This window comes from Bacillus sp. FSL W8-1202, assembly GCF_038006165.1.
In the GTDB taxonomy this organism is placed as follows: domain Bacteria; phylum Bacillota; class Bacilli; order Bacillales; family Bacillaceae; genus Bacillus; species Bacillus subtilis.
Genome location: NZ_JBBOUR010000001.1, coordinates 2,842,695 through 2,857,462 on the forward strand (window position 1 = coordinate 2,842,695; position 14,768 = coordinate 2,857,462).

General features: G+C 43.1%; 12 protein-coding genes. All 12 read left to right on the forward strand.

Annotated features, from left to right (window positions below; translation table 11 throughout):
- Positions 1 to 3 precede the first annotated feature (3 nt).
- On the forward strand, positions 4 to 1,272 hold the full coding sequence (gene rseP / locus NSQ09_RS14830) for an RIP metalloprotease RseP (RefSeq protein WP_010886508.1): 1,269 nt from the start codon (positions 4 to 6) through the stop codon (positions 1,270 to 1,272).
- 32 nt (positions 1,273 to 1,304) lie between these two features.
- Positions 1,305 to 2,999 carry a proline--tRNA ligase gene (proS, locus tag NSQ09_RS14835; protein WP_003231918.1) on the forward strand — a complete coding sequence of 565 codons (1,695 nt, stop codon included), beginning with the start codon at positions 1,305 to 1,307 and terminating at the stop codon, positions 2,997 to 2,999.
- A 108-nt stretch (positions 3,000 to 3,107) separates the two neighbouring features.
- A complete protein-coding gene (locus NSQ09_RS14840) occupies positions 3,108 to 7,421 on the forward strand; it encodes a PolC-type DNA polymerase III (protein ID WP_021479286.1) in 4,314 nt (1,437 codons plus the stop codon).
- A gap of 329 nt (positions 7,422 to 7,750) precedes the next feature.
- Complete coding sequence (rimP, locus tag NSQ09_RS14845; RefSeq protein WP_003231915.1) at positions 7,751 to 8,221, forward strand: ribosome maturation factor RimP; 471 nt, start codon at positions 7,751 to 7,753, stop codon at positions 8,219 to 8,221.
- Positions 8,222 to 8,255: 34 nt separating this feature from the next.
- The gene (gene nusA, locus NSQ09_RS14850) at positions 8,256 to 9,371 is read left to right on the forward strand and encodes a transcription termination factor NusA (RefSeq protein ID WP_003231912.1); all 1,116 of its coding nucleotides are present in this window, start codon (positions 8,256 to 8,258) and stop codon (positions 9,369 to 9,371) included.
- A gap of 13 nt (positions 9,372 to 9,384) precedes the next feature.
- Positions 9,385 to 9,660 carry a glucose-induced regulator RulR gene (gene rulR, locus NSQ09_RS14855; RefSeq protein WP_009967250.1) on the forward strand — a complete coding sequence of 92 codons (276 nt, stop codon included), beginning with the start codon at positions 9,385 to 9,387 and terminating at the stop codon, positions 9,658 to 9,660.
- A 1-nt stretch (position 9,661) separates the two neighbouring features.
- Positions 9,662 to 9,964, forward strand: a complete 303-nt coding sequence (locus NSQ09_RS14860) for a YlxQ family RNA-binding protein (RefSeq protein WP_003220946.1) — start codon at positions 9,662 to 9,664, stop codon at positions 9,962 to 9,964.
- 19 nt (positions 9,965 to 9,983) lie between these two features.
- Entirely contained in the window at positions 9,984 to 12,134 is a 2,151-nt protein-coding gene (gene infB, locus NSQ09_RS14865) for a translation initiation factor IF-2 (protein WP_003231906.1), read from the forward strand.
- Positions 12,131 to 12,409 carry a DUF503 domain-containing protein gene (locus NSQ09_RS14870; protein WP_003220950.1) on the forward strand — a complete coding sequence of 93 codons (279 nt, stop codon included), beginning with the start codon at positions 12,131 to 12,133 and terminating at the stop codon, positions 12,407 to 12,409. Before infB ends, NSQ09_RS14870 begins: the two co-directional genes overlap by 4 nt.
- A gap of 16 nt (positions 12,410 to 12,425) precedes the next feature.
- On the forward strand, positions 12,426 to 12,779 hold the full coding sequence (gene rbfA, locus NSQ09_RS14875; RefSeq protein ID WP_341031850.1) for a 30S ribosome-binding factor RbfA: 354 nt from the start codon (positions 12,426 to 12,428) through the stop codon (positions 12,777 to 12,779).
- An 81-nt stretch (positions 12,780 to 12,860) separates the two neighbouring features.
- The gene (gene truB / locus NSQ09_RS14880; protein WP_003244678.1) at positions 12,861 to 13,790 is read left to right on the forward strand and encodes a tRNA pseudouridine(55) synthase TruB; all 930 of its coding nucleotides are present in this window, start codon (positions 12,861 to 12,863) and stop codon (positions 13,788 to 13,790) included.
- A gap of 18 nt (positions 13,791 to 13,808) precedes the next feature.
- A complete protein-coding gene (gene ribF, locus NSQ09_RS14885) occupies positions 13,809 to 14,759 on the forward strand; it encodes a bifunctional riboflavin kinase/FAD synthetase (protein WP_003245551.1) in 951 nt (316 codons plus the stop codon).
- The last annotated feature ends 9 nt before the right edge of the window (positions 14,760 to 14,768 follow it).

A 14,768-nucleotide genomic window follows, 5' to 3' on the forward strand; every position in this document is an offset into this window, starting at 1 on the left:
GGTATGTTCGTGAATACAGTTATAGCGTTTATCATTATTTTCGGAACGCTCGTTTTCTTCCATGAACTGGGCCATTTATTGCTAGCCCAAAGAGCGGGAATTCTCTGCCGTGAATTTGCGATCGGCTTCGGTCCAAAGATTTTTTCTTTCAAAAAAAATGAAACAGTCTATACGATCAGGCTGCTTCCGGTCGGCGGATTTGTTCGTATGGCCGGCGAAGATCCGGAAATGATTGAGGTGAAACCCGGATACACGGTCGGGCTTCTGTTTAATAAAGAAGATCAAGTTGAGAAAGTCATCATCAATCAAAAGGAGAAATATCCGGATGCTTTAGTCATTGAAGTGGAAACAGCGGATCTAGAGCATGACATGAAGATCACCGGTTATGAACAGGGGAAAGAGGACGAACTTTCCAGCTTTACTGTCAGCGAAACATCCTTTTTTATTGTAGACGGAGAAGAAGTGCAGATTGCGCCGTATAATCGCCAATTTGGTTCCAAACCTGTGTGGCAGCGGATTAAAGCAATTGCTGCAGGGCCGATTATGAACTTTATTTTAGCTTACGTCATTTTAGTGATGCTTGGGCTGATTCAAGGCGTACCGTCAAATGAACCTATGCTCGGGCAGCTGACAGACAATGGACGGGCGGCTGAAGCAGGGCTAAAAGAAGGGGATTATATCCAAAGCATTAACGGAGAGAAAATGAGGTCTTGGACTGACATTGTCTCCGCTGTAAAAGAAAACCCGGAGAAAGAAATGGACGTTGCAGTAAAAAGAGATAACAAAACGCTTCATATTTCGGTGACTCCGGAAGCTGTTAAAGATGAGAACAAAAAAACAATCGGACGTTTCGGTTCCTATGCGCCGACTGAAAAAGGCGTACTCTCAGCGGTTGCTTACGGCGCGACATCAACAGTTGATGTCACCAAAGCCATTTTAACCAACCTGAGCAAATTAGTAACAGGCCAGTTTAAACTCGATATGCTGTCAGGTCCTGTCGGCATATATGACATGACAGACCAAGTGGCGAAAACAGGGATAGTGAACTTATTTCAGTTTGCGGCGTTTTTAAGCATTAACCTTGGGATTGTCAACCTGCTTCCGATTCCGGCACTTGACGGAGGAAGACTGTTGTTTCTATTTATTGAAGCGATTCGGGGCAAACCGATTAACAGGGAAAAAGAAGCATTTGTTGTGTTTATCGGAGTAGCTTTCTTAATGCTTCTTATGCTGGTTGTCACATGGAACGATATCCAGCGGCTGTTTTTGTAAACGAAAAGTAAATCAATCAGAGGTGCGAAGAAATGAGACAAAGCTTGACGCTTATTCCTACGCTCCGTGAAGTTCCAGCTGATGCCGAAGCAAAAAGTCATCAGCTTCTTCTGAGAGCAGGATTTATCAGACAGAATACGAGCGGGGTATACAGCTATATGCCTCTTGCGTATAAGGTGATTCAAAACATTCAGCAGATTGTTCGAGAGGAAATGGAGAAAATTGATGCCGTAGAAATGCTCATGCCCGCATTGCAGCAGGCAGAGACATGGCAGGAATCAGGCAGATGGTATACGTATGGTCCCGAACTGATGAGACTAAAAGACCGTCATGGCCGTGAATTTGCTTTAGGGGCAACGCATGAAGAGGTTATCACTTCGCTTGTTCGCGATGAGGTTAAATCTTATAAGCGTCTCCCTCTGACTCTTTATCAAATTCAGTCTAAGTTCAGAGATGAAAAACGTCCTCGCTTCGGTTTGTTAAGAGGCCGCGAATTTATTATGAAGGATGCGTACTCTTTCCATGCATCTGCAGAGAGCCTGGATGAAACGTATCAAAAAATGTACGAGGCCTATTCTAATATTTTTGCCCGCTGCGGCATTAATGTAAGACCTGTTATCGCTGATTCAGGCGCAATGGGAGGAAAGGATACGCACGAATTTATGGCACTTTCTGCGATCGGAGAGGATACGATTGCGTATTCTGATGAATCACAGTACGCGGCTAATATCGAGATGGCTGAAGTTCTTCACCAGGAAGTTCCTTCAGATGAAGAGCCTAAAGCTCTAGAGAAGGTTCATACGCCTAACGTGAAAACAATCGAAGAACTGACTGCGTTCTTACAGGTTTCGGCTGAAGCGTGCATTAAGTCAGTATTGTTTAAAGCTGATGACCGTTTTGTCTTAGTGCTTGTAAGAGGGGATCATGAAGTTAACGATATTAAAGTGAAAAACTTGCTTCATGCAGAAGTTGTAGAGCTTGCTACACATGAAGAGGTCATTCAGCAGCTCGGAACAGAGCCAGGCTTTGTAGGCCCTGTCGGTATTCATCAGGATGTGGAAGTATATGCCGATCAAGCTGTGAAAGCAATGGTTAATGCTGTTGCCGGGGCAAATGAAGGAGATCATCATTATAAAAATGTCAATGTGAATCGTGACGCGCAAATTAAAGAATTTGCTGATCTTCGTTTTATTAAAGAAGGTGATCCTTCACCAGACGGCAAGGGAACGATCCGTTTTGCTGAGGGAATCGAAGTCGGACAAGTCTTTAAGCTCGGAACACGCTATTCAGAAGCGATGAATGCGACATATTTAGATGAAAACGGACGCGCGCAGCCAATGCTGATGGGCTGTTACGGAATCGGTGTGTCAAGAACGCTTTCTGCTATTGCTGAACAGCATCACGACGAAAAAGGCTTAATATGGCCAAAAAGCGTTGCGCCGTACGATCTTCATATTCTTGCTTTGAACATGAAAAACGATGGGCAAAGAGAGCTTGCTGAAAAGCTGTATGCCGATTTAAAAGCGGAAGGCTATGAAGTGCTCTATGACGACCGTGCTGAGCGTGCCGGCGTAAAATTCGCTGATTCAGATTTAATCGGCCTTCCAATCCGCATCACTGTCGGAAAACGAGCTGACGAAGGAATCGTCGAAGTGAAAATTCGTCAAACTGGTGAGTCAACTGAGATTTCAGTAGACGAATTATCTGCGTTTATCAGCAAGCAGTAATCACCATAACGATTTATCAAAAAACATGTTAAAATAGAAATAATAGAAGGTACCTCATTGCCTGAGGTACCTTCACTTATGATGTTTTTAGGGAGGGATACTGTCTTAATGGAACAGTTATCAGTAAACAGAAGGCAGTTTCAAATTCTTCTGCAGCAGATTAATATGACAGATGATACCTTCATGACATACTTTGAACATGGCGAGATTAAAAAGCTGACAATTCACAAAGCTTCTAAGTCTTGGCATTTTCATTTTCAATTTAAATCTTTGCTGCCTTTTCAAATATATGACACATTAACAACGAGGCTGACGCAATCGTTTGCCCACATAGCAAAAGTGACATCTTCAATTGAAGTTCAGGATGCCGAGGTCAGTGAAAGTATCGTTCAAGACTACTGGTCACGCTGCATTGAAGAACTGCAGGGCATTTCGCCGCCGATTATCAGTCTTTTAAACCAGCAAAAACCGAAGCTGAAGGGCAATAAACTGATTGTCAAAACCAAAACGGATACAGAAGCGGCTGCGCTAAAAAACAAATACAGTTCCATGATTCAAGCAGGCTACCGTCAATTTGGCTTTCCGGATCTTCAGCTTGATGCTGAAATATTTGTATCCGAGCAGGAAGTTCAAAAGTTTCGGGAACAAAAGCTTGCGGAAGACCAAGAGCGGGCTATGCAGGCCTTGATTGAAATGGAGAAGAAAGATAAAGAAAGTGATGAAGACCAAGCACCATCTGGTCCTCTTGTTATCGGTTATCAAATTAAAGATAACGAGGAAATCCGGACGCTTGACAGCATCATGGACGAAGAACGGAGAATTACGGTCCAAGGTTATGTGTTTGATGTGGAGACGCGCGAGCTGAAGAGCGGGCGCACGCTGTGTATCTTCAAAATTACAGACTATACAAATAGTATTTTGATCAAAATGTTTGCACGTGAAAAAGAAGATGCGGCGCTGATGAAGTCTCTGAAAAAAGGAATGTGGGTAAAAGCACGCGGAAGCATTCAAAATGATACATTTGTCAGAGACCTTGTCATGATCGCAAATGACGTAAACGAAATAAAAGCAAAAACCCGTGAAGATTCAGCACCTGAAGGAGAAAAAAGAGTGGAATTGCATCTTCATTCCCCAATGAGCCAAATGGATGCTGTTACGGGTATCGGAAAGCTTGTCGAACAAGCGAAAAAATGGGGGCATGAGGCCATCGCTTTGACCGACCATGCTGTCGTTCAATCCTTCCCTGATGCGTATTCTGCGGCCAAAAAGCATGGAATTAAAATGATTTACGGGATGGAAGCGAATCTCGTGGATGATGGCGTGCCAATTGCTTATAATGCCGCACATCGTCTGCTCGAAGAAGAAACATATGTTGTTTTTGACGTTGAGACGACAGGATTGTCTGCTGTATACGATACCATTATTGAGCTGGCTGCAGTAAAAGTAAAAGGCGGAGAAATTATTGATAAATTTGAGGCGTTTGCGAACCCGCATCGTCCGCTTTCCGCCACAATCATAGAGCTGACAGGGATCACTGATGATATGCTACAAGACGCTCCGGATGTCGTAGATGTAATAAGAGATTTCAGAGAATGGATTGGCGATGATATCCTTGTCGCTCATAATGCAAGCTTTGATATGGGATTCTTAAATGTAGCCTATAAAAAGCTTCTTGAAGTCGATAAAGCTAAAAACCCAGTCATTGACACGCTAGAACTAGGACGTTTTCTCTATCCGGAATTTAAGAACCACCGGTTGAACACACTTTGTAAAAAGTTTGATATCGAACTCACACAGCATCACCGTGCGATCTATGATACTGAGGCAACCGCTTATTTGCTTCTGAAAATGCTGAAAGACGCAGCTGAAAAAGGCATTCAGTACCATGATGAGTTGAATGAAAATATGGGTCAGTCCAATGCTTATCAAAGATCAAGACCGTATCATGCAACATTACTTGCCGTGAACAGCACGGGACTTAAAAATTTATTTAAGCTTGTGTCACTTTCTCATATTCATTATTTTTACAGAGTGCCGCGTATTCCGAGATCTCAGCTTGAGAAATACAGGGAAGGGCTGCTGATCGGTTCTGCCTGTGACAGGGGAGAGGTTTTTGAGGGAATGATGCAAAAATCGCCTGAAGAGGTGGAAGATATCGCGTCATTCTATGATTACCTTGAGGTTCAGCCCCCTGAAGTGTATCGTCACTTGCTGGAGCTTGAACTGGTCCGTGATGAAAAAGCGCTGAAAGAAATTATTGCGAATATCACGAAGCTGGGGGAAAAGCTTAATAAACCGGTTGTTGCTACGGGAAATGTTCATTACTTGAATGATGAGGATAAAATCTACAGAAAGATTTTAATATCCTCACAAGGCGGGGCAAATCCGCTGAATAGGCATGAACTGCCGAAAGTGCATTTCAGAACGACAGACGAAATGCTTGAAGCTTTTTCTTTCTTAGGTGAAGAAAAAGCGAAGGAGATCGTAGTCACCAATACCCAAAAGGTTGCTTCTTTAGTTGATGACATCAAGCCGATTAAAGATGATTTATATACGCCGAAAATCGAAGGCGCTGATGAAGAGATCAGAGAAATGAGCTATCAGCGTGCAAGAAGCATTTACGGGGAAGAGCTGCCTGAAATTGTCGAAGCGCGGATTGAAAAAGAGTTAAAGAGTATTATTGGCCACGGATTTGCTGTTATTTACTTGATCTCTCACAAACTTGTAAAACGTTCACTAGATGACGGGTATCTCGTTGGTTCCCGTGGTTCCGTAGGATCTTCATTAGTTGCGACACTTACTGAGATTACTGAGGTAAACCCGCTGCCGCCGCACTATGTTTGTCCTGAGTGCCAGCATTCTGAGTTCTTTAATGACGGTTCTGTCGGTTCCGGTTTTGACCTGCCTGACAAGACATGCCCTCATTGCGGAACGCCTTTGAAAAAAGACGGCCATGATATTCCATTTGAAACGTTCTTAGGATTTAAAGGGGACAAAGTACCTGATATCGATTTGAACTTCTCAGGGGAATATCAGCCGCAAGCACACAATTACACAAAAGTATTGTTCGGAGAAGACAATGTATATCGTGCGGGAACAATAGGCACGGTGGCAGAAAAAACAGCCTACGGTTATGTAAAAGGCTATGCCGGAGACAACAATCTTCATATGCGCGGTGCCGAAATAGATCGGCTCGTACAGGGATGCACAGGTGTAAAACGTACAACTGGACAGCACCCTGGCGGTATTATCGTAGTTCCGGATTATATGGATATTTATGATTTTTCACCGATCCAGTTCCCGGCAGATGCCACAGGTTCAGAGTGGAAAACGACTCATTTTGATTTCCACTCCATCCATGACAACCTGTTAAAACTTGATATTCTCGGACACGATGACCCGACTGTTATTCGGATGCTTCAAGACTTAAGCGGAATAGATCCGAAAACAATTCCGACGGATGATCCTGAAGTGATGAAGATCTTCCAGGGAACCGAATCACTCGGTGTGACTGAAGAACAGATTGGCTGTAAAACGGGCACTCTTGGAATTCCTGAATTCGGAACCCGATTTGTCCGGCAGATGCTTGAAGATACAAAGCCGACCACTTTTTCTGAGCTCGTTCAGATTTCAGGCTTGTCTCACGGAACTGATGTATGGCTTGGCAATGCACAGGAGCTCATCCACAATAATATTTGTGAGCTGAGTGAGGTTATCGGCTGCCGTGATGACATTATGGTTTATTTAATCTATCAAGGCCTTGAGCCGTCCCTTGCCTTTAAAATCATGGAATTCGTGCGTAAAGGAAAAGGATTAACGCCTGAATGGGAAGAAGAAATGAAAAATAACAATGTCCCAGACTGGTATATTGATTCCTGTAAAAAGATTAAATACATGTTCCCGAAAGCCCACGCCGCGGCATATGTCTTAATGGCAGTCCGCATTGCTTACTTTAAAGTGCATCATGCTCTTTTGTATTATGCGGCTTATTTTACCGTTCGTGCAGATGACTTTGATATTGATACAATGATCAAGGGCTCTACAGCAATCAGAGCGGTAATGGAGGATATAAACGCTAAAGGACTTGATGCTTCACCGAAGGAAAAGAACCTTCTGACTGTTTTAGAATTAGCGCTTGAGATGTGTGAGAGAGGCTATTCATTCCAAAAAGTCGATTTATATCGCTCCAGCGCCACAGAGTTTATTATTGACGGCAACAGTCTTATTCCGCCGTTTAACTCTATTCCAGGGTTAGGGACGAACGCTGCTTTGAACATTGTAAAAGCTCGCGAAGAAGGCGAATTCCTCTCAAAAGAAGATTTGCAAAAGAGAGGGAAAGTATCAAAAACGATTTTAGAGTACTTAGATCGCCATGGCTGTCTGGAGTCACTGCCTGATCAAAACCAATTGTCACTGTTCTAATATGGAAAGCAGAATTTCTCAGAAATTCTGCTTCTATGCATACATAAGCGCAAAAAGTGCCATCGTAATATTAGAGTTTCTGTCACTTGCTTAGGTATGAAGGTAAGCGTATATCCATTTGCAATAAAAATATGGTTATGGTATAGTTTTATTGGAAATGCTAACGATTACCGAGGCAAAGAGTGGGGAAACCCGCTCTTTTGTATTGAACAGGAGAATTTTGTCTCGACATGTTCATCGTTTACTTTTTAGCCCCTGCTCTTTTGAAGCAGGGTTTTTATGCAGAGTGACGAGACGAATATGAGATCGACAGCACAAGGAGGAAGAACATGAGCAAAAAAGTGACTGACACCGTTCAAGAAATGGCTCAGCCAATCGTAGACAGCCTTCAGCTGGAACTCGTTGACATTGAATTTGTCAAAGAGGGCCAAAGCTGGTTCCTTCGCGTGTTTATTGATTCCGATGACGGTGTGGATATTGAGGAATGTGCCAAAGTAAGCGAAGCTTTAAGCGAAAAGCTTGATGAGGCAGACCCAATCAGCCAAAATTACTTTCTTGAAGTCTCATCTCCAGGAGCTGAGCGTCCGCTAAAGAAAAAAGCCGATTTCGAAAAATCACTAGGAAAAAACGTATACATTAAGACGTATGAGCCTATTGACGGCGTAAAAGTGTTTGAAGGTGAACTGGCTGAATTTGATGGACAAACAGTGACAGTTGAGATCACGATCAAAACAAGAAAGAAACGGATCAATATTCCGTATGAAAAGATAGCTAATGCAAGATTAGCTGTTACATTCTAATGAATACAAATGTTTTAAGGGGGGAGACCGTTAAATGAGCAGTGAATTATTAGATGCTCTCACGATTCTTGAAAAAGAAAAAGGCATCAGTAAAGAAATTATCATCGAAGCAATCGAAGCTGCGTTAATTTCTGCTTATAAGCGGAATTTTAATCAAGCGCAAAATGTACGGGTGGATCTAAACCGTGAAACTGGCTCCATCCGTGTATTTGCAAGAAAAGATGTCGTTGACGAAGTATACGACCAGAGATTAGAAATCTCAATTGAAGAGGCACAGGGCATCCATCCGGAATATATGGTCGGCGATGTCGTCGAAATCGAAGTTACACCTAAGGATTTCGGGCGCATAGCTGCTCAAACAGCGAAGCAGGTCGTCACACAGCGTGTGCGCGAAGCTGAGCGCGGTGTGATTTATTCTGAATTTATCGACCGTGAAGAAGACATCATGACAGGGATCGTCCAGCGTCTGGACAATAAATTTATCTACGTGTCTTTAGGCAAAATAGAAGCCTTGCTGCCGGTTAATGAGCAAATGCCGAATGAAAGCTACAAGCCCCATGACCGCATTAAGGTATATATCACAAAAGTAGAAAAAACAACGAAGGGTCCGCAGATTTATGTGTCAAGAACACATCCAGGCCTGTTAAAGCGTTTGTTTGAAATTGAAGTGCCTGAAATTTATGATGGAACTGTCGAGCTAAAATCTGTTGCCAGAGAAGCCGGCGACCGTTCGAAAATTTCTGTTCGCACAGATGATCCTGACGTTGATCCTGTCGGTTCATGCGTAGGGCCTAAAGGCCAGCGTGTGCAAGCAATCGTCAATGAATTAAAAGGTGAAAAAATTGACATTGTCAACTGGTCCAGTGATCCTGTAGAATTTGTCGCGAATGCGCTCAGCCCTTCCAAAGTGCTTGATGTCATTGTTAATGAAGAAGAAAAAGCGACAACTGTTATTGTTCCTGATTACCAGCTGTCTCTGGCAATTGGAAAAAGAGGACAAAACGCACGCTTAGCTGCTAAACTGACAGGCTGGAAGATTGATATTAAGAGCGAAACGGACGCAAGAGAACTTGGAATCTATCCGAGAGAACTTGAAGAAGATGATGAGCCGCTCTTTACGGAGCCTGAAACTGCTGAATCGGATGAATAAGAGGTGACTTTAGGTGAATAAACACAAAAAGATCCCATTACGCAAATGTGTAGTGACTGGTGAAATGAAGCCTAAAAAGGAACTGATCCGAGTTGTACGGTCGAAAGAAGGCGAAATCTCAGTAGACCCGACCGGAAAAAAGAATGGGCGGGGTGCTTATTTAACGCTGGATAAAGAGTGCATCTTAGCAGCAAAAAAGAAAAACACTTTGCAAAATCAATTTCAATCACAAATCGATGACCAGATTTTCGATGAATTGCTGGAACTGGCGGAAAAGGTGAAAAAATAAAATGTCTGGAATGGAATGGTTTCCCTTGCTGGGTCTGGCCAATCGAGCTCGTAAGGTCGTGTCAGGCGAAGACTTGGTAATAAAAGAAATCAGGAATGCGCGTGCAAAGCTTGTCCTGCTTACAGAGGATGCATCATCTAACACAGCAAAAAAAGTAACTGACAAGTGCAATTATTATAAAGTCCCTTATAAAAAAGTCGAGAGTCGCGCGGTTCTTGGACGCTCTATCGGTAAAGAAGCCCGTGTCGTTGTCGCCGTCACTGACCAAGGTTTTGCGAATAAGCTGATCAGCTTGCTCGATTAATATTTTTGGGGGTGAACGAATGGCTAAAATGAGAGTATACGAATATGCAAAAGCGTTAAATGTTTCAAGTAAGGAAATTTTGACCGCACTGAAGAACATGGATTTAGAAGTGAATAATCACATGGCCATGCTTGAAGAAAAGGCCATTAAAAAGCTAGATGCCAAATATAAAAAAGGCGGCGCAGCTGCTAAATCTCAAAAGCCAGCAGAAACGAACAAAAACAAACAGCCACAAGGGGTTAATCAGCAATCAGCTGGAAATCAACCAAATAAAATTCGAGACGGAAAGAAGAATGACGTGCAGAATAATCAATTTAACAAAAACAAGAAGAATAACAACAACAAAAAAAATAAACGCAACAACAACAATAATAAAAACCAACATCAGCAAAAGCCTGTAAAGCCGAAAAAAGAGCTTCCTGAGAAAATTACATTCTCTGGCACTTTAACAGTTGGCGCACTTGCTGAAGAGCTTGGCAAAGAGCCTTCAGAACTCATTAAAAAGCTGATGCTTCTTGGCGTAATGGCAACCATTAACCAAGAGCTTGATAAAGACACAATCGAACTCATTGCATCAGAATATGGTGTTGAAACAGAAGAGGTCATTGTGCTTGAAGAAACAGAGCTGGAAAAATACGAAGAGCCTGATAATGAAGAGGATCTTGAAATTCGTCCTCCTGTCGTGACAATCATGGGCCACGTTGACCATGGGAAAACAACGCTTCTTGACAGCATCCGTAAAACAAAGGTTGTTGAAGGGGAAGCAGGCGGAATCACTCAGCATATCGGCGCTTATCAAATTGAAGAGAACGGCAAGAAAATCACGTTCTTGGATACACCGGGCCACGCCGCATTTACAACAATGCGCGCACGCGGTGCAGAAGTAACTGATATTACGATTCTTGTCGTAGCTGCCGATGACGGTGTCATGCCGCAAACAGTTGAAGCGATTAACCATGCAAAAGCAGCAGAGGTTCCAATCATCGTTGCTGTGAATAAAATAGATAAAGAATCCGCAAACCCTGACCGTGTAATGCAAGAACTGACGGAATACGGACTTGTCCCTGAAGCTTGGGGCGGAGAAACCATTTTTGTGCCGCTTTCCGCTTTAACTGGAAAAGGCATTGATGAGCTCGTTGAAATGATTTTGCTTGTCAGTGAGGTAGAGGAACTGAAAGCGAATCCGAATCGTCAGGCAAAAGGAACGGTTATTGAAGCTGAACTCGATAAAGGCAGAGGGTCAGTCGCGACGTTGCTCGTACAGACTGGAACACTGCATGTCGGTGATCCGATCGTAGTCGGCAATACATTTGGCCGTGTCCGTGCAATGGTCAACGACATTGGCCGCCGTGTGAAAACTGCCGGCCCGTCAACTCCGGTTGAAATTACCGGTTTGAATGATGTCCCTCAAGCGGGAGACCAATTCCTTGTCTTTAAGGATGAAAAAACAGCTCGTTCTGTCGGTGAAGCCCGTGCTTCGAAACAGCTTGAAGAGCAGCGCAGCGATAAAGCGAAGCTCAGTCTTGATGATTTATTTGAGCAAATTAAGCAAGGTGATGTAAAAGACATCAACCTCATCGTAAAAGCTGACGTTCAAGGATCTGCTGAAGCTTTAACGGCTGCACTTCAAAAAATTGAAGTAGAAGGCGTTAAAGTGAAAATCATCCATACAGGCGTTGGTGCGATTACTGAATCAGACATTATCTTGGCATCTGCTTCCAATGCAATTGTTATCGGGTTTAATGTGAGACCGGACGGAAATGCTAAGAGTACGGCTGAAGCTGAAAATGTAGATATTCGACTTCACCGTATCATTTACAAAGTAATCGACGAGATTGAAGCTGCCATGAAAGGTATGCTTGATCCTGAATATGAAGAAAAAGTAATTGGTCAAGTAGAAGTACGCCAAACATTCAAAGTATCTAAAATCGGTACAATTGCCGGCGGATATGTTACTGAAGGAACCATTACGCGCGACAGCGGCCTCCGTTTAATTCGTGACGGCGTCGTCATCTTTGAAGGCGAAGTAGATGTTCTGAAACGCTTTAAAGACGATGTGAAAGAAGTTTCACAAGGCTATGAATGTGGTATTACAATTAAGAAATACAATGACATTCGTGAAGGTGACATCCTTGAAGCGTTTGTCATGCAAGAAATTGAAAGAACGTGATCGGATTTGCGGAGTGTGAATGCATCATTTATGATGCAGGATCGCTAAAAGAAAAGCGTGCCGTTCTGAAGCGGATTTTAACCAGGGTTCAAAACAAGTTCAATGTTTCGATTTCGGAGATTGGCTATCAGGACACCTGGCAAAGAACCAGCTTCGGAATCGCCGCTGTTTCTTCCTCTCGCGTTCAAACAGAAAAAGAACTGCAGCGCGTCCTAGCGTTTATCGATTCTTTTCCTGAAATTGAACGGACGATCACTAGGACAGAGTGGTTTTAACTTAGAGGTGATTGAATTGAGTATGAGAGCAAACCGTGTCGGCGAGCAAATGAAAAAAGAACTCGGTGATATTATCAGCCGCAAGCTGAAAGACCCGAGAATTGGTTTTCTGACAGTAACGGATGTACGTGTATCAGGTGATTTGCAAATTGCAAAGGTGTATATCTCGGTTCTCGGTGACGAGAAAAAACGGGAAGAAGCGCTGAAAGGGCTGGCAAAAGCGAAAGGATTTATCCGATCCGAAATCGGCAGCCGCATCAGACTTCGAAGAACGCCTGAAATTGAATTTGAGTTCGATGAATCAATCGATTACGGGAATCGGATCGAAACACTGATTCACGAATTACATTCAGAGAAACCATCTGAATAAAAAAAGAGAGGATAGGCGTATATCGTCTGTCCTCTCTCTTCGTTTATAAGAAAAAAACTCAAAAGAAGGAGTGAAAGGCAAATGGTTAACGGAGTTCTCCTTTTACATAAACCTGTTGGCATGACATCGCACGACTGTGTCATGAAGATCCGAAAGCTGTTAAAAACAAAAAAAGTAGGACATACAGGAACGCTCGATCCGGAAGTATCAGGCGTGCTTCCGATTTGTGTAGGAAGAGCGACAAAAATAGTCGAATACTTAACTGAAAAATCTAAAACGTATGATGCAGAAATAACATTGGGCTTTTCAACCACAACAGAGGATCAAACCGGAGAAACGGTGGAAACAAAGCCTGTCAATCACGACATTGATAAAGCGGATGTAGAAAAGGTTTTAAACAGTTTAAAGGGGAAACAAGAACAAATTCCGCCCATGTATTCCGCTGTAAAAGTAAACGGCAAAAAATTATACGAATACGCAAGAGCAGGGATTGAAGTAGAACGTCCGAAACGTATGATAACCATTGAAGACATTGCCCTGACAACAGAGATTAAACATCATGGAGAAACCGCAAGCTTCCGGTTTACAGTGACTTGCTCCAAAGGGACCTATGTAAGGACGCTGGCGGTCATGATCGGAGAAAAGCTCGGATATCCGGCCCATATGTCTCATTTAATCCGTACGGCATCCGGAGATTTTTCTCTCGACGAATGCTTTACTTTTGATGAACTCGAAGCACAGGCCCAATCCGGAACCGTGGAAGAGCATACAGTTCCTATTGAACGTGCGCTCAATCATTTGCCGAAATGGATCATAAGTGATACATTAGCTAAGAAAGTAGAAAATGGGGCTTTGCTTGAGACGCCCGAGCAGTTTTCTGAAATGACAAGTGGAGACCGTATTGCCGTCTTTACTGAATCCGGAACCTGCTTGGCGATCTATTTCCCTCATCCTGCAAAAAAAGGGCTGTTAAAGCCGGCAAAAGTATTGATGCAAAAAAGCGAACAATAGAAAAAAGGTGACCGTTCTGTGAAGACGATACATATTACACATCCTCATCATTTAATAAAAGAGGAGCAGGCAAAATCAGTGATGGCGTTAGGTTATTTTGACGGCGTTCATCTCGGGCATCAAAAGGTAATCGGCACAGCGAAGCAAATAGCCGAAGAAAAAGGTCTGACATTAGCTGTGATGACCTTTCATCCCCATCCTTCTCACGTGTTGGGCAGAGATAAGGAACCAAAGGATCTGATTACGCCTCTTGAAGACAAAATAAACCAAATTGAACAATTAGGCACAGAAGTTCTGTATGTCGTTAAATTTAATGAAGTGTTTGCTTCTCTTTCTCCTAAGCAGTTTATAGACCAGTATATTATCGGCCTTAATGTGCAGCACGCAGTGGCAGGCTTTGACTTTACGTACGGCAAATACGGCAAGGGAACAATGAAGACCATGCCGGATGATTTAGACGGAAAAGCTGGGTGCACAATGGTAGAAAAATTAACGGAGCAGGATAAAAAAATCAGTTCTTCGTATATCCGTACCGCGCTTCAAAACGGAGATGTTGAATTGGCGAATGTCTTGCTTGGACAGCCTTATTTTATTAAAGGAATTGTCATTCATGGTGATAAAAGAGGGCGGACCATCGGGTTTCCGACAGCGAATGTCGGTTTAAATAACAGCTATATCGTTCCGCCCACAGGTGTATATGCCGTAAAAGCGGAAGTGAACGGCGAAGTTTACAATGGCGTTTGCAATATTGGCTATAAGCCAACGTTTTATGAAAAGCGCCCTGAACAGCCTTCCATCGAGGTCAATCTGTTTGATTTCAATCAGGAGGTATATGGAGCCGCTATAAAAATCGAATGGTACAAACGGATTCGGAGCGAGCGGAAATTCAATGGCATCAAAGAATTAACTGAGCAAATTGAGAAAGATAAGCAGGAAGCCATCCGTTATTTCAGCAATTTGCGGAAATAACTTGCAACG

What these genes read in the sequence shown, in the direction of transcription:
- rseP (WP_010886508.1), top strand. Translation starts at nt 4, where the DNA reads ATGTTCGTGAATACAGTTATAGCGTTTATCATTATTTTCGGAACGCTC.
- proS (WP_003231918.1), top strand. Translation starts at nt 1,305, where the DNA reads ATGAGACAAAGCTTGACGCTTATTCCTACGCTCCGTGAAGTTCCAGCT.
- NSQ09_RS14840 (WP_021479286.1), top strand. Translation starts at nt 3,108, where the DNA reads ATGGAACAGTTATCAGTAAACAGAAGGCAGTTTCAAATTCTTCTGCAG.
- rimP (WP_003231915.1), top strand. Translation starts at nt 7,751, where the DNA reads ATGAGCAAAAAAGTGACTGACACCGTTCAAGAAATGGCTCAGCCAATC.
- nusA (WP_003231912.1), top strand. Translation starts at nt 8,256, where the DNA reads ATGAGCAGTGAATTATTAGATGCTCTCACGATTCTTGAAAAAGAAAAA.
- NSQ09_RS14860 (WP_003220946.1), top strand. Translation starts at nt 9,662, where the DNA reads ATGTCTGGAATGGAATGGTTTCCCTTGCTGGGTCTGGCCAATCGAGCT.
- infB (WP_003231906.1), top strand. Translation starts at nt 9,984, where the DNA reads ATGGCTAAAATGAGAGTATACGAATATGCAAAAGCGTTAAATGTTTCA.
- truB (WP_003244678.1), top strand. Translation starts at nt 12,861, where the DNA reads ATGGTTAACGGAGTTCTCCTTTTACATAAACCTGTTGGCATGACATCG.